This window comes from Ornithinimicrobium carbonis (assembly GCF_977012275.1).
Map to the genome: position 1 here is coordinate 3297175 of NZ_OZ348993.1, position 19608 is coordinate 3316782.

Sequence of the window (19608 nt, forward strand, 5' to 3'; positions counted from 1 at the left end):
GCCACGCTCCATGACGACCGTCAAGATTGCGACATACCGACGATGAGGAGCACCGATGAAGCCGGACGAGTTCACCGACATCACCTACGAGATCGAGGAGACCTGGGCGGTGATCACCATCAACCGTCCGGAGCGCTACAACTCCTTCCGGGGCCGGACGGTCGACGAGCTGCTCGCCGCCTTCAAGCACGCCTGGGCCGACAGCCGGGTGGCGTGCGTGATCCTCACCGGGGCCGGCGAGAAGGCCTTCTGCGCCGGCGGTGACGTCAAGGAGCGTGCGGAGACCGGCAGCTACGGCGAGACCGAGTTCGGCCTGTTCCAGATCCAGCAGCTGCACCAGACCATGCGCGACATCCCCAAGCCGGTCATCGCCGCGGTCAACGGGGTCGCGGTCGGTGGCGGGCACGTCCTGCACGTGCTCTGCGACCTGTCGATCGCCAGCGAGACCGCCCGCTTCGGCCAGAGCGGACCGAGGGTCGGGTCCTTCGACGCCGGCTTCGGCTCGGCCTACCTGGCGCGCGTGGTCGGCGAGAAGCGCGCCCGCCAGATCTGGTTCCTGCTCGACCTGTACGACGCGCACACCGCCGAGCGCTGGAACCTCGTCAACGACGTCGTCCCGGCCGAGGAGCTGATGGACAAGGCGCGGGAGTACGCCCGAAAGATCTCCTCCTACTCCCCCACCGCCCTGCGCTTCCTCAAGCACAGCTTCAACGCCGACTCCGACCACATGCAGGGCCTGGGCAACATCGCCTTCGCCGGCCTCGACCTCTTCGTCGAGACGCCCGAGGCCAAGGAGGGCGCCAACGCCTTCGCCGAAAAGCGGGCGCCGGACTTCGGACCCTGGCGCTGAGGGACCGCCGCCTTAGTCGAGCACGACGGTCGCCTCGATCTCGATGAGCAGGCCGGGAACCGCGAGCCCGGTGATGCCGACGATGGTCTGGGCAGGGTGCTGGTCGCTGCCCTGGACCTCCTCGATGCCGGCGGTGATCGCCTCGTACTCGGTCGGGGCCGTCGTGTAGATCGTGCGGCGCACCACCTGATCCCATCCCGCGCCGATGCTCTCGAGCGCGATCTGCAGGTTGCGCATGGCGGCCACGGTCTGGGCACGCAGGTCGTCCCCGCCGACCACCGAAAAGTCGGGGGCGAGGGCCACCTGGCCGGCGATGTATGCCGTGCGCCCTCCCTGGGCGACGCTCACGTGGCTGAAGCCGGGGGCGGGGTGGAGTGCGTCGGGGTTGATGAGGTCACGGGTCGTCATGGCCAGCTCCGTCGTCAGTCGGGTCGAGGTCGGCCAAGGCTAGGGCCGACCGGCCCGGAAGTGAAGGCGACGGGGCGTTTCTGTTGCCTCATTGACGCCCGTCACAGGCCCCTCATAGGCTGCGCGGACCACTCGTCCCCGTCCTCGGAGGCCACCATGTCCGTCCTCGCCCAGCTCGCAGACGCCTTGAGGGACGGCAGCGTGGAGGTCGTCGACCTCACCGCGCCGCTCTCGTCCGAGACCCCGCTCCTGGAGCTGCCGCCGCAGTTCGGGCAGACGGCGCAGTTCCAGCACGAGGAGATCAGCCGCTACGACGACCGCGGCCCGGCGTGGTACTGGAACAACTTCCGCACCGGCGAGCACACCGGCACGCACTTCGACGCGCCCAACCACTGGGTGACGGGCAAGGACCTCGACGACGTCTCCAGCGTGCCGGTCGGCGTCTTCCTCCGGCCGGCCGCCGTCATCGACGTCGTCGACCGGGTCGAGGCCGACCCCGACTTCCTTCTTGAGCGCGAGCACGTCAAGGCCTGGGTCGAGGAGCACGGCCCGCTGCCGTCCGGTGGCTGGCTGCTCTGCCGCACCGGCTGGTCCAGCCGCACCACGCAGCAGGACATGATCAACAACACCGAGACCGGCCCGACAAGCCCGGGCATGTCGGTCGACTGCGCGCGGTGGGTCGCCGAGGAGACCGACCTCATCGGCATCGGGGTGGAGACCGTCGGGACCGACGCGGGCGCCGCCCACTCCTTCGACCCGGCGTTCCCGTGCCACGCACTGCTGCTGGGTGCGGGCAAGTACGGCCTGGCCCAGCTGCAGAACCTGGACAAGCTGCCCCCGACCGGCGCGATGGTGCTCGCCCCGCCGCTGAAGATCGTCGACGGCTCGGGCTCTCCCGTGCGCGTGCTCGCCCTCGTCGAGCATTAGGTCGGGCTGGTCACATGCTCGTCTCAGAGGCGGTCGGGCGGGCCCTGGTCGCCTGCGGCATCGACCACGTCTTCGGCGTGGTGGGCTCGGGCAACTTCCACGTCACCAACGCGATGGTCGCCGCGGGCGCCCGGTATGTCGCGACGCGCCACGAGGGCGGGGGCTCCACCGCGGCCGACGGGTATGCCCGTGTCTCGGGTCGCCCCGCCGCGGTGAGCGTGCACCAGGGGTGCGGCTTCACCAACGCGATGACGGGCATCGCCGAGGCGGCCAAGTCGCGCACGCCGCTGGTGGTCGTGGCCGCCGAGGTGAGGGAGCCACGGTCCAACTTCTTCGTCGACCAGGAGGCGATGGCGCGGGCTGTCGGCGCCGTGCCGCACCGTGTGACCTCGGGCGAGGAGGCGGTCGCCCAGACCGTCGCCGCGCTGGCCGAGGCGGTGCACGGCCGGAGGACGGTCGTGCTCAACCTGCCGCTGCCGGTGCAGGGCCACGAGGTGCCGGCGGGCGCGCTCGACGGCGTCGGACTGCCGCCCGCCCCGGACCCGGTCGAGCCGTCGGCGGGGGACGTGCAGCGGCTGGTGGCTGCACTGTCCACGGCGCAGCGGCCGGTCTTCGTCGCGGGACGCGGCAGCCGGTCGGCGCAGGCGCGGGATGCCCTGCGGACGCTGGGCGGGAAGTCCGGCGCCCTGCTCGCGACCTCGGCCGTCGCCAAGGGACTCTTCTCCGACGACCCCTGGCAGATCGACGTCTCCGGGGGCTTCTCCACGCCGCTGACGGCCGAGCTGGTGCGCGGCGCGGACCTCATCGTCGGGTGGGGCTGCGCCCTCAACATGTGGACGATGCGCCACGGCCGCCTCATCGCCGACGGCGCGACCGTGGTGCAGGTCGACGACACGCCCGACGCGATCGGCACACACCGCGACCTGACCTTCGGCGTGGTCGGCGACGTGGCCCGGACCGCCGAGGCCGTGGGCGACGCGCTCGAGGCGACGCGCACGGCGTACCGGACCCCCGAGGTGGGCCAGCGGCTCGCGGCGCAGCTGCGGTGGCGCGACGTGCCCTTCGACGACAGGAGCGGCGACGGGCGGATCGACCCGCGTGCTCTGACGATCGCCCTCGACGACGTACTGCCCACCGAACGGGTCGTGGCGGTCGACTCGGGCAACTTCATGGGCTACCCCAGCATGTTCCTGTCGGTCCCGGACGAGGAGGGCTTCTGCTTCACGCAGGCCTTCCAGTCGATCGGGCTCGGCCTGGCCACGGCGATCGGTGCCGCGCTCGCCTGGCCGGACCGGCTGCCGGTGGCGGCGCTCGGCGACGGCGGTGCGCTCATGGCCGCGGCCGAGCTGGAGACCGTCGTGCGGCTGGGCCTGCCGATGCTCGTCGTGGTCTACGACGACGAGGCCTACGGCGCGGAGGTGCACCACTTCGGGCCGGGCGGCCACGACCTGGCCACCGTGCAGTTCCCGCCGACCGACATCGCCGCGATCGGGCGGGGCTACGGGATGGAGGGGGTCACCGTCACGTCCGTGGAGGACCTCGCGCCCGTGCGCGAGTGGGTGGCGGGCGGCCCGTCCGGACCGATGCTGGTGCATGCCAAGGTCACGCAGGACGAGGCGTCCTGGTGGTTGGAGGAGGCGTTCAGGGGCCATTGACGGGCCGCGCGTCCGGAATGCGCCCGCCTGCGAAGAGGTCCCGCAGTGCGCGCCGAGGGACGGGCTGGGACGGTCAGGCGTAGCGTTGGGTGCATGTCGCGCGCCCACATCGACATCGACGACGCGCTCGTCGCCACGGTGATGCGGCGGTACGGGCTACGTACCAAGACGGAGGCTGTCGACCTCGCGCTGCGCCGGCTCGCCGGCCCGGTGCCCACGCGTGAGGATCTCCTTGCGCTCGAGGGCTCCGGCTGGGACGGGGATCTCGACGAGGTGATGGATGCCGCTGGGCTCGCCCGCCCGCCCAGCAGGCGGCTGGCGGACCTTCCTCGGCCGGAGGGCGCCCCGGGCACCACGTTGTCGGAGGCGCTCAGCCAGGACCGCGCGGACCAGCGCGACACCCGGAGGTCGTACTGATGCGCGAGGACGACCTGCTGGGCGTGGTGACCATCACGACCGCCTCGCGGAGGCGACACGGCTGCTCGGGTTCCCCGCCTCGCGCCGGGACGCTGACGCGATAGCGGAGCTGCGCCCCGAACGTCAGGTGTCGACGACGCCCTCCTCGACCAGGGTCGTCGCCATCAGCGCGACGTCGTGGCCGAACGCGGTGGGCAGGAGCGCGTCACCCTCCCTGCGCCATACCCGCAGGTCCCCCATCTCGTGCAGCGCCCGGTGGAGAGCACTGTCGCTCCAACTGCGCGCGGACTCGTCCCGACGCCCTACCAGGGTGTGGTGGTTCTTGGGGCTCTGCCACCACCAGTCCTCGAGCTCCGTGAGGGGCATGGACTCCCGCGCCGGGTCGAGCAGGTGCAGCAGCGCACCCATCAGCGGTGACACGTGGATGGGGGCGGCGTGGATCAGCACGGCGCTGGCCAGGACGACACCGAGGTGGCGCCACTCCTCGTCGGAGGTGGGCTCGTCCCAGGCGGCGTAGACCCGGGTGCGGCTCAGCTCCAGCAGCCCCGCTTCCAGGCAGGCCGTCCACAGCCGGTGCAACGGCCGGCAGTCCGCCGCGCTGCGGAAGGATTCCCTCGCCGCCGCCACCCAGAGCTCCTGCGACTCGAGAGGGAGCTCGGACACCAGGTCGCCGTAGGCCAACCGGTCCGCCTCGCGCTCCCACTCGCTCAGCCCCAGCAGGTCGTACGCCTCGCGCGCGGGGGCCAGCCGCAGCACCTCCGTGGAGGTGATCTCCCTGCCCCGCTCCCCCACCCACTCGACCAGGCGCCGGCACTGCTGCACGAACGGCGCCGCCCGCACGTCGGCGGCGACCTCCGACAGGTCGGCGAAGGGGATGTTGCCGTCCTCGTCCCCGAGGCCGAAGACGTCCTCGAGACCGTCGTCGTCCCTGAGCGAGGCCATGAGGTCGGTCGATGCCATCCCGCGCAGGCTCCCCTGGTGCGCCGACGGGGAGGACATAGCGATCCGCTGGTCGTCGGGCAACGCGTTCCACGCCTCGACGATCTGCTGCATCCGCTCGTTGAGCTCCTCCATCGACCCGGCGCCGTCCAGCGTCAGCCCGATGCTCTCGCCGAACTCCACGAGCGACTTGGCCGCGCCGTGCCGCGTCGGGTCGGCGCAGGCGTCGGGCATGCGCGGCGCCGCGCGCCGCGCCTCTTTCGCCAGCTCACGTGGGTCGGCCGAAGAGGACGCCATCCGGCCGGTGCCCCGCAGGAAGCGCCAGAAGCTGTCCAGGGTCTCGACCAGCCGGTCGACGTCGGGCACGCCGGAGGGGCCGTGGGAGGGCCAGCGGACGAGCATCAGGTGCTCGGCGCTGCCGGCCGGCCAGTCCTGCGGCGCTGAGGTCGAGAAAGTCGCGCAGGTTGAGAACCGTCTCGAGCAGGTCACGGTCGAGCGGCTGCCGGCGCTTGTCGGCCCAGGCGACGGCATGGCGGATGAGCAGGTCGTGTTGATCCACGGGCCCATCCTCTCCCAGAGGCCATGACGGAAGCCTCGGCCAAGCACACGGACCTCGTTGTACAGTTTGTCGTATGTCGACGCTGACAATTCGCACTGACGCGGCGGTGGAGCATGCTCTTGCCGTGCTCACCAGTGGGGGCCTCTCGCGCTCGGAGGCCGCCCGTGCAGCGATCCTCGAGGCAGAGCGCGCGCACCGACGAGCCCGGCTGAGGGCTGAGGCCGAGGCTCTGCGCGACGATCCTGAGGATGTCGCCGCCTCGCGCCAGCTGGCTGCCGAGATGGACGACGCGAGTGCGTGGTGACGTCTACCGCCTGCGGGCGCCCAAGGATGCCCGAGGGCACGGGCAGTCCGGCCCGCGATATGTCGTGGTCGTGCAGTCCGACGACCTTCCGCTGTCGACCTGGCTCGTGGCGCCGACGTCGACGGGCAGACGCGAGGCGTCCTTCCGTCCCGAGGTGGAGATCGACGGAGTGAAGACGCGCGTGATGGTCGAACAGCTGACCGTCATCGATCCCGAGGTCCGTCTGGGCGAGTTCGCGGGGCGGCTGGAGTCTGCGGAGATGAGTGCCGTTGACGAGGCGATGCTGACCGTGCTGGGCCTCGACTGAGCCGACCACACATCCAGGGCGAACCGGCATCGTCCTGGCGCGAGATCACAACTCCGGGCGTCCCTCCCGGACCCGCTTCATCTCCTCAGCGAGACCGGCGTTGTGCTCCGCCACGTGGTCGATCACGTTGTCGATGACCTCGGGCGACTTGTTCTGGCTGAGCTTGGCGCGCGCGTCGAACCGGTCGACCCGCATCCGGAAGCTCACCGCGCCCCTGGCCTCCCGCCGGGTGGCCGGCTCGTCCTCGGCGAGCGAGCGACCGCCGGGCCGGTCCCGCTCGAAGTGGTCGGTCAGGAGGGAGAGCGCCGCGTAGTTCTCCTCCTCGTCGAGGATCTCGGGCGTCCCGTACAGGTGTGCCGTCACGTGGTTCCAGGTCGGCACGAGGTCGCCGGGGGCGTACCAGCTCGGCGAGATGTAGTCGTGCGGCCCCTGGACGATGACCAGGATCTCGTGCCGACCCAGCTCGTGCAGCCGGTCGTCGGGACGCCCGAAGTGGCTGAGGATGGTGATGTCCGGGCCGTCGGCGCGCTCGTCGAGGATGACCGGGTAGTGCGACGCGACCAGACCGGTGCTGCTCGGCGAGACGATCGTCGCCCACGGATGGTTCCGGATCAGTCGCCGGACCTCGTCCGGGTCGGTCATCAGATAGTGCGGGGTATGCCGCATCGCGCCTCCGTCGTCGTCCGCGGCCGTCTCCCCGGCCCGTCCTGGGTTTCAGCCATTCTCCTCGGTGTCGAGGAACACGTTGCATCAGCCCGGTAAAGACCCGCCCCTACGGTGAAGTCCTCCATGCCCCCCGGAGGTGGGGCGAACTGGTCAGGTCAGAAGAGCCCCAGGTCCGGTAGCAGTCGCGCGGCGTCGTCGATGATCTCAGCGGCCCGCTCGACTGCGTCGCGAGCCTCGTCCGTGGTGGCGTCGTTGCCTGGACGCGTCGGGTACTCGAGCTCGTTACGTCGACGCCGCAGAGCACCGAACTGACGGAAGACGGGGCCGAACTGAGATTTCACCGCGCGCTCGACAGCGTAGTGCCCGCCTCGGGTCGTCGGCCTCAGACCCTGGTGCGTCAGCAGGGCTGTCAACGCGTGACGCGCGGCATCGTAGGCGAGGACGAACGCAGAGTCCGGGTCGTTCTCAAGGACGGACCGAGCGCTCTCAAGTGTCGTGGACGCTCTGGTCAGGAGCGATTCACCGTTGGCGGCCCCACCCGAAACCTGCTGAAGATCGCCCGCCTCGATCATGGACCGCACCGAAGCTTCGCCCTGTCCCCACCGGACCATCAGCCCTCCCCCTCGTCGCCTCCGATCACAGCAGTATGAGCGGTGCTCCTGATCTGAGCCACGAGCGCATCCACAGGCTCACGCCACTCCTGAGGAGACCGCACGACCGGGTTGACCTCCAGACCCAGACGTTCCTGGGCCCGCTCCGCCGCTTCGTACACGTCTGCCCGGTCGACGTCTCCCACGACCAGCACGTCGATGTCGTGCGGCGGAGGCCCCACCGCGCCCGCGTACCGCGCAGCCCAGGACCCGAAGATGACCACGCGTTCGGCCCCCGGCATGGCGAACTCGTCCGCCACGACCACCCTGGGACCGAAGCTCAGGTCGAGGAGCTCGGCCAGCGGTCGGCTCGCCGGGTGCCCCAGGTTGGCGCGAAGAAGACGGTTGCGCCCCAGGCTCCGACTGGAGATCAGACCGGCCGTCTCGAGGCGGACCACTTCACGGTGGAGAGTCGAGAGCGGGGCACGAACACGGTCGGCAAGCTCGGTCACCCCGTACTCCTGCTCCGGGTGCAGGAAGAGCCACATGAGCAGCTCTGCCTGGTGCTGCGAGCGGAAGATCGGCAGCAGGGCTGGCCCCTGACTTCGCATAGACGGAAGATATCTCTCAGTTAAGCGAAGAACAAGTGTTCTCCGCGGCGGATGCCCTGCCCCAAGGCCTTCGGCGCTCTATGTACGGTGTCATCAGGACACTGAAGGAGGGCCGGTGCCGGTAGATGTGACGTGGTCGTCCTACGGCCGATCGGCGCCGGACGCCCTCACCCAGGTGGTCGCCCACCTCAAGCAGGACGACCCCCTTCACCCCGTCACCCTCGTCGTTCCCAGCAACATCTCCGGCATCGTCGCCCGCCGCCACCTCGCTCGCGGCTTCCATCCCGACCGGCCGGCCGTCGCAGGCCTGTGGATCACCACGCTCCCCCGGCTGGCCGAGCAGCTCGCCGCACCACGGCTCACCGGTACGGGCCGCCGACCCGCCACCCGCGCGTTCGTCGGCGCCACGGTCCGCGGGGTGCTGCTGGACGACCCGGGCGTCTTCGGCGAGGTGGCCGACCACCCGTCGACGGCGCGCGCCCTCGCCCGCGCCCACCACGACCTGCGCGACGTGGACGACTCCGCGTGCGACCTGGTCTCCGGGACCAGCAGCCTGTGCGCCGAGGTCGTGCGCGTCCACCGCGCAGCGCGAGAGCGGATCGCCGACGGCCACTACGACGAGACCGACCTGCTCCACACGGCGGCGGCGACCCTCACGGCCGATCGCGCGGCCGAGCTCGGCAGCGTGGTGATCTACCTGCCCCTGGACCTGACTCACGCCGAGACCGCCCTGGCGGCGACGCTCGCCGGGCTCACCGACACCCACATCGTCGCCGGGCACACCGGCGACGCTCGCGCCGACGCCGCCGTGACCGAGTCGGTCGCAGCCATCGCGCCCGACGTCCCGCCCCCGCCGCCCCGCACCCCACCCACGGTGCAGCGCGTCCTGCACGCGTCCGACTCCGACGACGAGGTCCGCTGCGTCGTCCGGGACGTCGTGCAGACCCTGCGGACCACTCCCGCGCACCGCGTCGCGGTCCTGTATGCCGCTCGCGACCCCTACGCGCGCCTGCTCCACGAGCACCTTGCCGCCGCCGGCATCGAGGTCAACGGCCCCGGGGTGCGCCCCGTCGCCGAGCGGGCGGTCGCCCGGCTCGTCCTGGGCCTGCTGGAGACCGCACGCACCGGCTACCGCCGCGCCGACGTGCTCAGAGCCGTCGGCGAGCTCCCCGTCACCACCTTCGAGGACCCGGACCGCGGGACCACGACGCTGCCCCTCCCGCTCTGGGAGCGCATCACCCGGGAGGCCGGCGTCGTCTCCGGCGACGACTGGCACGAGCGCCTGGACTTCCACCGTCACTCCCTCGAGCGGCAGCTCGAGGACGACGACCTCTACGACAGCACCCGCGACCGGCTCACCCGGCACCGCGACGCGACCGCCTCGATGCAGCGCTTCATGGCCACCCTGCGCCGCCGGCTCGCCGACCTGGACCGGGCGCCCACCTGGACCGCGGCCGCCGAGGTGCTGCACGGCATACTCGAGGACCTCCTGCCGCCCTCCACCCACCGGTACCTGCCGCCCGCCGAGCAGCACGCCCTCGTGACGGTGCGCAGCGCGCTGTCGCGGCTGCGCGCGCTCGACAGCACGCCGACCACCCCGTCCCTCGCCGGCGTGGAGGAGATCCTGGGCCTCGAGCTGGACGGCGCGCTCCCCCGCGTCGGCACCTTCGGCCAGGGCGTCCTCGTCGCCCCGGTCGAGCAGGCGGTCGGGCTCGACCTCGACGCGCTCTTCGTCGTGGGTCTGACCGAGGACCTCTGCCCCGGCACGCTGCGGGAGGACTCCCTCCTGCCCGAGCGCGCGCGGGAGGCCACCGGCTGGGCCCTGCGCAGCCGCCGACGCCGCGCCGACAGGACGCTCCGGAGCCTGCTCGCCGCGTTCGACTCCGCCCCGCACGTGACCGCCAGCTTCCCCCGCGGCGACCTGCGCCGGCACTCCCACCGGCTCCCCTCGCGCTGGTTGCTCCCCTCGCTGCGCGCGCTCAGCGGCGACCCCGACCTCCCCGCCACCGAGTGGGAGCGCGGCGCGAGCAACGCGCGCGACACCATCGAGGGCTCCCCCTCGTTCGCCGGCAGCCTGCGCACGACTCGGCACCCGGCCACGGAGCAGGAGTGGCGGGTCCGGGCGCACCTGGCAGGCGTCGCCCCGCACGACCCGGTCGTGGCCGCGACGCAAGAGCTGGTCCGTGCTCGTCGCGGGGAGACGTTCAGCCGCTTCGACGGCAACCTCGCGGGCGTCACCGGGCTCCCCGACCACGGGGCGGGCACGTCCGCCGTCTCCCCCACCGCCCTGGAGAGCTACGCGACCTGCCCGCACGCCTACTTCCTGCAGCGGCTGCTGCGGGTCGAGCCGGTGGAGGCCCCCGAGGAGATCATCACCATCAGCGCCGCCGACCTCGGCTCCCTCGTCCACGAGGCCCTGGACGGCCTGGTCGCCGAGGCCGCGGCGCAGGGGCAGCTGCCCAGTCACGGGCAGCCGTGGACCCCGGCCCAGCGGGCGCGGCTGCTCGAGCTCGGGGAGGAGCTCGGCGAGCGCTACGAGGCGGAGGGGCGCACCGGGCATCACCGCCTGTGGGCCCGGCAGCGCCAGTGGCTCCGCACCGTCCTCGACCGGATGCTGAGCGAGGACGACGCCTGGCGCGCGGAGCACGGCGCGGCGGTCGTCACCAGCGAGCTGAGGTTCGGGATACACGGCGCGGCGCCCGTGCACGTCGCGCTGCCGGACGGCCGGGAGGTCCTGCTGCGCGGGTCCGCCGACAAGGTGGACCGGCGCCGAGACGGCGGTCTGCTCGTGACGGACATCAAGACCGGCCGCAAGGGTTCATTCCAGGGCATGGAGGACGACCCGGTGCTCGGGGGCAGCAAGCTGCAGCTCCCGGCCTACGCACTGGCCGCCCGGGCGGCGCACGGGGACGGGCAGACCCCGGTCGAGGCGCTCTACTGGTTCGCCGGCAAGGACACCGGCCGGGTCCAGCTGCCGCTCACCGAGGCGGTCATGCAGCGGTATGCCGAGACGCTCGCCCTGCTCGTCGACGGCATCGCCCGGGGAGCCTTCCCCCAACGGGCGCCGGAGAGGGCGGACTACAGCTTCACGCAGTGCTCGGCGTGCAACCCGGACGGCCTCGGGCACGCCGACATCCGCGAGCGGTGGGAGCTGCTCCGCACGACGCCCGAGCTGCAGGACTACACCGGGCTGGTGGAGCCCGACGCCCTGGCCGCGCCGGCCGAGGCCGAGGAGGACGGGGTATGACGCAGCTCACCGACGAGGCCGCCCGCCGGCGCATCCGGGAGCGGACCGACGAGACCCTCTTCGTCGAGGCGGGCGCGGGGTCGGGCAAGACCAAGTCCCTCGTGGACCGGGTGTCCACGCTCGTGCTGCGCGACGGCATACCGATCGAGGCGGTGGCGGCGGTGACCTTCACCGAGCGCGCCGCGGCGGAGCTGCGCGACCGGCTGCGTGCCTCGTTCGAGCACGTCGCACGCGTGGGCGACGACGAGCAGCGCCCCCGCGCCGAGGCGGCGCTCGAGGGGCTCGACCTGGCCGCGATCGGCACCCTGCACTCCTTCGCGCAGCGGATCCTCTCCGAGCACCCGATCGAGGCCGGTGTGCCGCCGCTGGTCGAGGTGCTCGACGAGGTCGGCTCCTCCGTCGCGTTCGAGGCCCGGTGGGCGGAGCTGCGGGGGCTGCTGCTGGACGACGAGAAGCTCGCGCCCACGCTCGAGCTGGCCCTGGCCGCCGGGGTGAAGGTCGACCAGGTGCGCGCGATCGTGGCCAAGCTCAACGCGGACTGGGACCTCGTGGAGACGCACGTCGTCGGGGGGCCGGCGCCGGAACCCGCGACGCTGCCCGACGTCGACCACCTCGTGGAGCGGGCGGTGGAGCTCGCCGCCAACGCCGACACCTGTGCCGACCCCGAGGATCTCTTCGTCGGGCGCCTCACCAAGCTGGCCGAGTGGGTCGAGGCGCATCGCGCGGGAGCGACAGACCCCGCATCGACCGTCGAGTCGCTGCAGGCGGTGGAGGCTCTGCGGTGGCACCACGGGCGGGGCAAGAACTGGTCGGACCTGGGACAGCTCAGATCCGACTGCAGGACCTGGCAGACCGAGGTCGCCCAGGTGCTGGCCGAGCTGAAGGACCGCTGCCTGCGGGTCATCGTACGCTGGTGCGGCGAGCGGGTGCTCGAGGCCGCCCACGCGCGCCGGCGGGAGGGCCGGCTGGAGTTCCACGACCTGCTGGTGCTCGCCCGCGACCTGCTCCTGCGCAACCCCGAGGTGCGGCAGACGCTGCAGCAGCGCTACCGGCGGCTGCTGCTCGACGAGTTCCAGGACACCGACCCGATCCAGGTCGAGATCGCGGTCCGCATCGCCGGCGGCGCGGCGGCCGACCAGCCCGACTGGCGCGACGTGGAGGTGCCGGCCGGCTCCCTCTTCGTCGTGGGCGACCCTAAGCAGTCGATCTACCGCTTCCGCCGGGCCGACATCCGCATGTACCTCCAGGCGCGCGACACGCTGGGCGACCATGTCTCGCTCACCACCAACTTCCGTAGCGGCGCTCCGGTGCTGGAGTGGGTCAACGCCGTATTCGCCCAGCTGATCACCGAGCAGCCCGACAGGCAGCCGGCCTACGAGGCGCTCGCACCGCACCGGTCCGCCCCGACGGTCGGGCCGGCGGTCGCCGTGCTCGGCTCGGACGAGCACACGGACAAGCCGTCCGCCGACGAGGTGCGCCGCCGGGAGGCGACCGACGTCGCGGCCGCGATCCGGCGCGCCCTCGACGAGGGGTGGACCACGGAGGCGGAGACGGACGAGCGGGACGAGCACGGCCGGCGCCGTCGTGTCTGGCGACCGCTGCGTGAGGACGACATCGCGATCCTGGTGCCCGCCCGGACGTCGGTGCCCTTCCTGGAGGAGGCGCTGGACGCGGCCGGTGTCGACTACCGCACCGAGTCGAGCTCGATCGTCTACCAGGCCCAGGAGGTGCGCGACCTCTTCGCCGCCCTACGCAGCATCGCGGACACCTCCGACGGCTTCTCCCTCGTCACGGCGCTGCGGTCCAGCCTGTTCGGCTGCGGTGACGACGACCTGTTCACCTACCGCCGGGACGGCGGAACCTTCCACCTGCTGAGCCCGGTGTCCGAGCACCTGAGCGACCACCCCGTGGGGCGGGCCACGGCATACCTGCGGAGCCTGCACGACGAGGCGCGCTGGCTCACCCCGAGCGAGGTGCTCACCCGGCTCATGGTCGACCGCCGCATGCAGGAAGTGGCGGCGCACGGACCTCGCGTGCGGGACACCTGGCAGCGGCGGCTGCGGTATGTCGTGGACCAGGCCCGGGCATGGTCGGAGACCGAGCACGGCGGGCTGCGCGCCTACCTGGCCTGGGCGCAGGCGCAGGCGTCGGAGACCTCCCGCGCCGGCGAGGCGGTGCTGCCGGAGTCGGACGTCGACTCGGTGCGGATCATGACCGTCCACGCTGCGAAGGGGCTGCAGTTCCCGATGGTGGTGGTCTCGGGCCTGTCGTCGAAGCCGAACAACCGCGGCGGCGTCCAGCTGCTGTGGACCGACGACGGCTTCGCGATCTCACTCGGCAAGGATCTGACCACCGGTGACTTCGCCGACGCCCAGCCGGTCGACGAGCAGATGAGCGACCTGGAGAAGCGGCGCCTGCTCTACGTCGCGACGACCCGGGCGAAGGACCACCTGGTGGTGTCGATGCACCGGTCGGCGAACGGCCGCAGCGGCAACGGCACCATGTCGCACCTGCTGGCGGGCGTCGGGGCTGCGGAGGTGGGTGGCGCGGCGACGCTTCAATCCGTGGGGAGTCCCGGCGAGCCGCAGCCGGTCAGGGCGGCACGGACCGTTCCGCGGCCACCAGACTGGACGTCGTGGCGCGCAGGCCTGGACGAGGCGGTCGCCGCGTCACGGCGACGCAGTGCTATCAGCGCGTCCGGGGTGGAAGGCACCGACCCCGAGATCGAGCTGACCGGTCTTCCGGCGGGGACTGCGTCCGCAGACGCTGGCATGGGCGGAAACGTCGCGGTGGCAGAGGGCGATCAGGTGGCGAGGTCCACAGCGAAGGGGGGCCGCGACGTGGAACGGCCAGCGTGGGTCAAGGGGCGGTACGGCTCGGCGATAGGCCGTGCTGTTCACGGCGTGATGCAGACCGTCGACCTCGCCACAGGTGCTGGTCTGGACGACGCCGTGGCGGCCCAGTGCTGGGCCGAGAGCGTGACGGACTACGCCGAGGTGGTGAGAGACCTGGCCCGATCGTTCCTGCACTCGGACGTGGTGCGCCGTGCCGCCGAGCACGACCACTGGCGGGAGTCCTACGTCGCGACGGTGCAGGAGGACGGCACGGTGCTGGAGGGGTTCGTCGACCTGCTCTATCGCGAGGACGACGGGGGCCTGGTGGTCGTCGACTACAAGACGGACGACGTTCCTGCGGAGGCCATTGAGTCGAGGGCGAGGTTCTACGCCCCCCAGGTGTTCGCCTACGCCGATCTGGTCGGCCGCGCCGTCGGCGATTCAGAGGTAGCTGCGACTTTGTGCATGAGCGGCGGCACCGTCGACGTGGTCAGCTCAACAGGGCCACAGGATCGGTAGCAGTCTCCTGCTGCCCGCTCCGAAGTACAGCCCCTGCCCGGCCAAGCTCCCTCAATCGCTCCGTGGGATTGCGATGCGCGTAACCCAGGCGTCCAAGGTCAGGTCTCCGCTGCTGCCACGTTCTTCTCGGATCGTCAGTACGCGAGTGGAGCCAAGGCCCTCGAGCAGCCGCGTTCCTACCTCTCGCCACTGGTCGTATGCGGGATTCGAGACCCACTCATCACCGCGCCGAATGTGCCCACGTGCGTACTTGATGGGACGGACCGACCTCGCCAAGTGAGGCACCCACGTCAACAAGTACTTCGGCGTCGAGGTCGCCGCCGCGGCGAGCCTGTGTTCGTCGGCGGCCGACGACTTGCCTGCCAAGCCGGTGAACATACCTGGACTGATGAACGCGTTGGCCGGGTACTGGAGCTTGGCTTCGATCCACGCGACCCGGGCGGGACGTGTCCAACCACGGGAAGTATCCGTCACGGCAAGATCCACTCGCCTTAACCCCTCGACCCCGTCAGTCACCTCACGTTCGGCGACCCAGCCACGTTCTCGGACGCTACGGTTCAGGGCGTGTCGGAGCAGGTCATTGAGCTCCGCCTCACCTGATCGGCCGCGAAACACCTCCAATAGGTCGTCGGGTTCGAGATGGCTGGTACAGGTCCGAATGCCTGTGTCGAGCACCTCATCGAAGTCGTTCTCGTTTGGGGTCTCGGTCATCTACTCTGCTTTCAGTCGGTCCCTGCGCGAGTCCATCCTTCGTTGGTCACCCTTGCCAGCTCTCCCTGCTCACATGAGGGATTGATGACGCTGAGCCCGACAGTGTCGTCAGGACCCAGATCGTAGACCACCGGACACTCGCCGCACCGGTTAAGGACGCAGCACGGTGTGCCCCGTTCGGCCTATAGTTCACACACGAACAACGTAGTGCGAGGAGAAGCGATGCCCAGGTACAGCCCCGTGACGTTCGATGCCCAGCCTGTCGAGAAGGGCGGGGAGGTTCTTGGCTACGTCGTGTCGGGCTTCCTTACCCGCAAGCAGCTCGAGACGCTTCGCAGCTTCGTCGATGACGACAACTACGAGCGCAGCAAGAAGTGGCGGGGTGGTTATCAGGAGATGGCCAAGGCGATGGTGAGTGCCATCGACGGCGCTCTGGAGGGCCAGCCCGAGGTCGACTGATCCGTTTGGTCAAGTTCTCAGCCACGGCCCCGGAGCCCATCGGGAAACTGGCCGCATAGGGTCAGGACCGTGCGTCTCGAAGAAATCAACGCGGGTACCTCGGTCACTGGTGTCGTACCCAACACCTCCGTCACCGTGGTTGCCGTTGCATGGCACGGGGCCGATGCCCTCAACCTCGTCTACCGCCCACCGACCGGCCCGATCCAAGAGGCAGTCCTTTACCGCTCGGACGAGGACCGCCTCAGCCTCGCGGTCGGCTCCCGCCGACCCTTCGACGCCCCCGCCGACGACTTCAAGCTCGCGGCCGAGGCGCAGCGCATCCAGCGGGCTGGTCTCTTCGACCCGATGATCGCCGTGGCCACCAGCGAGGTCGAGCCGCTCCCCCACCAGATCCGCGCCGTCTACGGCGAGATGCTTCCCCGGCGACCTCTGCGCTTCCTGCTGGCCGACGACCCCGGCGCAGGGAAGACCATCATGGCCGGCCTGCTCATCAAGGAGCTCATGCTCCGCGACGACGTCCACCGATGCCTGATCGTTGCACCGGGCGGTCTGGTCGACCAGTGGCAGGACGAGCTCTTCCTCAAGTTCGGCCTGCGCTTCGGCGTCCTGGCCGCGGGTGACGGGGACACCGCGCCGGGTCGCTCGGTCTTCGATGACAAGCCCTACCTCATCGCCCGTATGGACCAGCTCGCGCGCAATGAGCTCCTGCTCGAGCAGCTCAACGACTCCGAGTGGGACCTCGTCGTCGTGGACGAGGCACACCGCATGTCAGCCCGCTGGTTCAACAGCAAGCTCAACCGCACTCGTCGCTTCGACCTCGGTGAACGCCTGGGCAACATCACCAGGCACCTCCTCCTGATGACGGCTACACCCCACAACGGGGTCGAGGCGGACTTCCAGACCTTCCTCTCGCTGCTCGACCGGGACGAGTTCGCCGGGAAGGCCGCGTCGGATGGACCGAACCGCAAGGTCGACACCTCGAGGTTCATGCGGCGGATGATCAAGGAGGACCTCCTCACCTTCGACGGCACACCGCTCTTCCCGGAGCGGCGCGCCGAGACCGTGAGCTACGAGCTGTCGCCCCTCGAGCAGGACCTCTACGACTCGGTCACCGACTACGTCCGGGAAGGAATGGGCCGAGCGGACGCCCTGGACAGCGGCCGTCGCCGCACGGTTGGCTTCGCCCTCACCGTGCTGCAACGCCGCCTTGCCTCAAGTCCCGCCGCCATCCACGAGTCACTTCGCCGACGCACCGCCCGCCTCCGCAGTCGTGCGGACGACCTCGCCAACGGCGTCGGAGTCCTCGCGAGTCCGGCACCAACCACATACCTCCCCGAGGCCGACGACGACTGGTCCGCGGAGGAGGCCGAGGTCTGGGAGGAGGAGCTGGTCGACGCGGCCACCGCCGCGCGCACGGAGGCCGAGCTCCGCACCGAAATCGCCGAGCTCGACGTGCTGGTCCAGCAGGCAGGGCTGGTGCGGTCGAGCCAGCGCGACGTCAAGTGGGCCGAGCTGCGCTCCATCCTCGAGGGCAACGTCCTGAGGCGCGACGGGGCGACGCCGCGCAAGTTGATCGTGTTCACCGAGCACCGGGACACCCTTGACTACCTCGTCCAGCGCATCGGCACCCTGCTCGGGCGCAAGGAGGCGATCGTCGCCATGCACGGAGGGGTCAACCGGGTGGAGCGTCGCCGGATCGCCGAGGAGTTCACCAAGAACCCCGAGTGCCAGGTGCTCGTCGCCACCGACGCCGCCGGGGAGGGGCTCAACCTCCAGGCCGCCCACCTCATGGTCAACTACGACCTTCCGTGGAACCCCAACCGCATCGAGCAGCGGTTCGGCCGCATCCACCGCATCGGGCAGACCGAGGTATGCCGTCTCTGGAACCTCGTGGCGATCACGACCCGTGAGGGTGAGGTCTTCAAGCGTCTCCTGGACAAGATCGACGAGCAGCGCGAGGCGTACGGCGGCAAGATCTTCGACGTCCTCGGTGGCGACGCCTTCGGCGACCAAGCCCTTCGCGACCTGCTCATGGAGGCCATCCGCTACGGCGACCAACCCGAGGTGCGTGCCCGCATGCAGGAGGTCATCGACGCAGGTGTGGCCGAGGGCCTGAACGAGCTGATGAACCAGGCCCTGGCCCACGAGATCCTCTCCCCCGAGGAACTGGCCAACCTCCGGCGCCGCATGGACGAGGCCCGCGCACGTCGGCTGCAGCCGCACTACATCGAGATGGCCTTCCGCGCCGGCTTCGAGCGACTCGGCGGGCGCATTGCACGACGCGAGAAAGGGCGCTACGAGATCAGCCGCGTGCCGGCCGAGCTGCGCACACGCAGGGCAGCGATCGCCTCCCGCTACCTTCGCGTCACGTTCGACATCGCGTCGATCGACCACCCCGGCAGCGAACGCGCCGACCTGCTCGCACCCGGTCACCCGCTGCACGACGCCGTCATGGCCGTGACCCTCGACCAAGCCGGCGAAGCCCTCGAGCGCGGCACCGTCCTAGTCTCCCCCGACCTCGACGAGCCACGGCTCCTCGTCGGCGTCACCGAGGAGGTCCTCGACGGTACGGGTGAGGTCGTCGGGCGCACGTTCGGCTACGCCTACGCCGACGAGCACGGCACCGTGACCGCAGCAGGCGCCGCCCCGTACCTCGACTGCGTCGCAGCTCCCGAGGAGTCGCTGACGGAGAGAGCCAGAAGTATGGCGTGGCTGGACGGTGCGGAGTCGGCGGCAGTCTCCTGGCTCGTCGAGCACGAACTCCCCGGTTATGTCGCGCAGCTCGCCCCCCGCCGCCGGGAGGAGCTCGACGCTGCGGCTCGCGCGGTCGAGACGAGGCTGCGCGCAGAGATCACCCGTCTCGGGAGCGAGGCACTGGCCGCGTCCGCGAAGGAGTCGGTCGGGCAGGCGGTGAAGGAGTCCTCGGCCAGCCTCAGCCGGAAGGCGGACGACCTCCAGGCTCGGCTCGTCCAGAGACTGGCGCACATCGAGCGTCAGCGCACCATGCGCACCCCTCCCCCGCGGGTGGCGTGCGCAGCCGTCGTCGTGCCCGCGTCGTGGCTGGACGACGTAAATCGAGACACGACCGAGCCTCCTGGCGACCGCCCCCCTGTCGACACAACCTTGAGCGAACGTCGAGGCGTGGACGCTGCGTTGGCCGCCGAGCGTGCACTGGGACGTGAGCCCACCGAGATGGCCCACAACAACAAGGGTTACGACATCGCCTCTGTCTCCCCCGACGGGAGCACTGTCTTTCTTGAGGTCAAGGCCCGTGTCGAAGGAGCCGACGACTTCGTCGTGACCCACAGCGAGGTCATGGTCGGGAAGAACACCACCAACGCCCACCGCTTGGTGCTCGTCAAGGTCGACCCTCGCGGGCCCGAGCACGACGAGATCCGCTATTTGGTCGACCATTTCCGCACCGTCGACCTCGGCAGTCTTTTCACCGAGAAGGTCGTCCTGAGCTGGAACAAAACGTGGGTCTCCGGTCGAGATCCCGTGTGAGTTTGCCGTCTTCTGGGTGGCGCTCCCCGCCTTTCGGATGGCAACCGCTACGTGCTACTCCGCCCGCAGGAGCCGCCAATCCGACTTGTATGGTGTGACGG

Annotated in this window: 16 protein-coding genes; 10 read left to right on the plus strand and 6 right to left on the minus strand. The window is 70.7% G+C overall.

The window, feature by feature from the left end:
• Positions 1-55 precede the first annotated feature (55 nt).
• Complete coding sequence (locus ACWHYA_RS15170) at positions 56-850, plus strand: enoyl-CoA hydratase-related protein (protein ID WP_425940918.1); 795 nt, start codon at positions 56-58, stop codon at positions 848-850.
• A gap of 12 nt (positions 851-862) precedes the next feature.
• Here the strand turns inward: ACWHYA_RS15170 and ACWHYA_RS15175 are convergent, their stop codons facing one another.
• Complete coding sequence (locus ACWHYA_RS15175; RefSeq protein ID WP_425940916.1) at positions 863-1258, minus strand: RidA family protein; 396 nt, start codon at positions 1256-1258, stop codon at positions 863-865.
• A 156-nt stretch (positions 1259-1414) separates the two neighbouring features.
• Here ACWHYA_RS15175 and ACWHYA_RS15180 point away from each other — a divergent pair, with 156 nt between their 5' ends.
• The 3 genes from ACWHYA_RS15180 to ACWHYA_RS15190 all read left to right on the plus strand — a co-directional run bounded on the left by ACWHYA_RS15180 (position 1415) and on the right by ACWHYA_RS15190 (position 4257).
• Entirely contained in the window at positions 1415-2185 is a 771-nt protein-coding gene (locus ACWHYA_RS15180; RefSeq protein WP_425940915.1) for a cyclase family protein, read from the plus strand.
• A 14-nt stretch (positions 2186-2199) separates the two neighbouring features.
• Positions 2200-3840 carry a thiamine pyrophosphate-binding protein gene (locus tag ACWHYA_RS15185; protein WP_425940913.1) on the plus strand — a complete coding sequence of 547 codons (1641 nt, stop codon included), beginning with the start codon at positions 2200-2202 and terminating at the stop codon, positions 3838-3840.
• A 93-nt stretch (positions 3841-3933) separates the two neighbouring features.
• Entirely contained in the window at positions 3934-4257 is a 324-nt protein-coding gene (locus tag ACWHYA_RS15190) for a type II toxin-antitoxin system VapB family antitoxin (RefSeq protein ID WP_425940911.1), read from the plus strand.
• A 123-nt stretch (positions 4258-4380) separates the two neighbouring features.
• Here the strand turns inward: ACWHYA_RS15190 and ACWHYA_RS15195 are convergent, their stop codons facing one another.
• On the minus strand, positions 4381-5598 hold the full coding sequence (locus ACWHYA_RS15195; RefSeq protein WP_425940909.1) for a hypothetical protein: 1218 nt from the start codon (positions 5596-5598) through the stop codon (positions 4381-4383).
• A gap of 230 nt (positions 5599-5828) precedes the next feature.
• On the opposite strand from ACWHYA_RS15195, the gene ACWHYA_RS15200 reads away from it, so the two are divergent.
• A complete protein-coding gene (locus tag ACWHYA_RS15200; RefSeq protein ID WP_425940907.1) occupies positions 5829-6059 on the plus strand; it encodes a hypothetical protein in 231 nt (76 codons plus the stop codon).
• The gene (locus ACWHYA_RS15205) at positions 6004-6366 is read left to right on the plus strand and encodes a type II toxin-antitoxin system PemK/MazF family toxin (protein WP_425940905.1); all 363 of its coding nucleotides are present in this window, start codon (positions 6004-6006) and stop codon (positions 6364-6366) included. Before ACWHYA_RS15200 ends, ACWHYA_RS15205 begins: the two co-directional genes overlap by 56 nt.
• A gap of 45 nt (positions 6367-6411) precedes the next feature.
• Here the strand turns inward: ACWHYA_RS15205 and ACWHYA_RS15210 are convergent, their stop codons facing one another.
• From ACWHYA_RS15210 to ACWHYA_RS15220, 3 genes are all read right to left on the minus strand, one after another.
• Positions 6412-7032 (minus strand): FMN-binding negative transcriptional regulator, encoded by a 621-nt coding sequence (locus tag ACWHYA_RS15210; RefSeq protein ID WP_425940903.1) that lies wholly within the window; start codon positions 7030-7032, stop codon positions 6412-6414.
• 155 nt (positions 7033-7187) lie between these two features.
• Positions 7188-7604: a HEPN domain-containing protein gene (locus ACWHYA_RS15215; protein WP_425940901.1), complete on the minus strand. Its 417-nt coding sequence runs from the start codon at positions 7602-7604 to the stop codon at positions 7188-7190.
• Between the two features lie 38 nt (positions 7605-7642).
• Positions 7643-8233, minus strand: coding sequence for a hypothetical protein (locus tag ACWHYA_RS15220; RefSeq protein ID WP_425940899.1), 591 nt, complete (start codon positions 8231-8233; stop codon positions 7643-7645).
• Positions 8234-8348: 115 nt separating this feature from the next.
• Between ACWHYA_RS15220 and ACWHYA_RS15225 the strand changes: the two genes are divergently transcribed.
• Positions 8349-11480, plus strand: a complete 3132-nt coding sequence (locus ACWHYA_RS15225; RefSeq protein ID WP_425940897.1) for a PD-(D/E)XK nuclease family protein — start codon at positions 8349-8351, stop codon at positions 11478-11480.
• Positions 11477-14833 (plus strand): UvrD-helicase domain-containing protein, encoded by a 3357-nt coding sequence (locus ACWHYA_RS15230; protein ID WP_425940895.1) that lies wholly within the window; start codon positions 11477-11479, stop codon positions 14831-14833. Before ACWHYA_RS15225 ends, ACWHYA_RS15230 begins: the two co-directional genes overlap by 4 nt.
• 51 nt (positions 14834-14884) lie before the next feature.
• On the opposite strand, the gene ACWHYA_RS15235 is transcribed toward ACWHYA_RS15230, so the two are convergent.
• The gene (locus tag ACWHYA_RS15235; RefSeq protein ID WP_425940894.1) at positions 14885-15544 is read right to left on the minus strand and encodes a hypothetical protein; all 660 of its coding nucleotides are present in this window, start codon (positions 15542-15544) and stop codon (positions 14885-14887) included.
• A gap of 240 nt (positions 15545-15784) precedes the next feature.
• Between ACWHYA_RS15235 and ACWHYA_RS15240 the strand changes: the two genes are divergently transcribed.
• The gene (locus tag ACWHYA_RS15240) at positions 15785-16003 is read left to right on the plus strand and encodes a hypothetical protein (protein ID WP_425940892.1); all 219 of its coding nucleotides are present in this window, start codon (positions 15785-15787) and stop codon (positions 16001-16003) included.
• 135 nt (positions 16004-16138) lie between these two features.
• Positions 16139-19507, plus strand: coding sequence for a helicase-related protein (locus ACWHYA_RS15245; protein WP_425940891.1), 3369 nt, complete (start codon positions 16139-16141; stop codon positions 19505-19507).
• Positions 19508-19608: the final 101 nt, after the last annotated feature.

What these genes read in the sequence shown, in the direction of transcription:
- ACWHYA_RS15175 (WP_425940916.1), bottom strand. Translation starts at nt 1,258, where the DNA reads ATGACGACCCGTGACCTCATCAACCCCGACGCACTCCACCCCGCCCCC.
- ACWHYA_RS15180 (WP_425940915.1), top strand. Translation starts at nt 1,415, where the DNA reads ATGTCCGTCCTCGCCCAGCTCGCAGACGCCTTGAGGGACGGCAGCGTG.
- ACWHYA_RS15215 (WP_425940901.1), bottom strand. Translation starts at nt 7,604, where the DNA reads ATGATCGAGGCGGGCGATCTTCAGCAGGTTTCGGGTGGGGCCGCCAAC.
- ACWHYA_RS15235 (WP_425940894.1), bottom strand. Translation starts at nt 15,544, where the DNA reads ATGACCGAGACCCCAAACGAGAACGACTTCGATGAGGTGCTCGACACA.
- ACWHYA_RS15200 (WP_425940907.1), top strand. Translation starts at nt 5,829, where the DNA reads ATGTCGACGCTGACAATTCGCACTGACGCGGCGGTGGAGCATGCTCTT.
- ACWHYA_RS15210 (WP_425940903.1), bottom strand. Translation starts at nt 7,032, where the DNA reads ATGCGGCATACCCCGCACTATCTGATGACCGACCCGGACGAGGTCCGG.
- ACWHYA_RS15230 (WP_425940895.1), top strand. Translation starts at nt 11,477, where the DNA reads ATGACGCAGCTCACCGACGAGGCCGCCCGCCGGCGCATCCGGGAGCGG.
- ACWHYA_RS15220 (WP_425940899.1), bottom strand. Translation starts at nt 8,233, where the DNA reads ATGCGAAGTCAGGGGCCAGCCCTGCTGCCGATCTTCCGCTCGCAGCAC.
- ACWHYA_RS15170 (WP_425940918.1), top strand. Translation starts at nt 56, where the DNA reads ATGAAGCCGGACGAGTTCACCGACATCACCTACGAGATCGAGGAGACC.
- ACWHYA_RS15205 (WP_425940905.1), top strand. Translation starts at nt 6,004, where the DNA reads ATGTCGCCGCCTCGCGCCAGCTGGCTGCCGAGATGGACGACGCGAGTG.
- ACWHYA_RS15190 (WP_425940911.1), top strand. Translation starts at nt 3,934, where the DNA reads ATGTCGCGCGCCCACATCGACATCGACGACGCGCTCGTCGCCACGGTG.
- ACWHYA_RS15195 (WP_425940909.1), bottom strand. Translation starts at nt 5,598, where the DNA reads ATGCTCGTCCGCTGGCCCTCCCACGGCCCCTCCGGCGTGCCCGACGTC.
- ACWHYA_RS15185 (WP_425940913.1), top strand. Translation starts at nt 2,200, where the DNA reads ATGCTCGTCTCAGAGGCGGTCGGGCGGGCCCTGGTCGCCTGCGGCATC.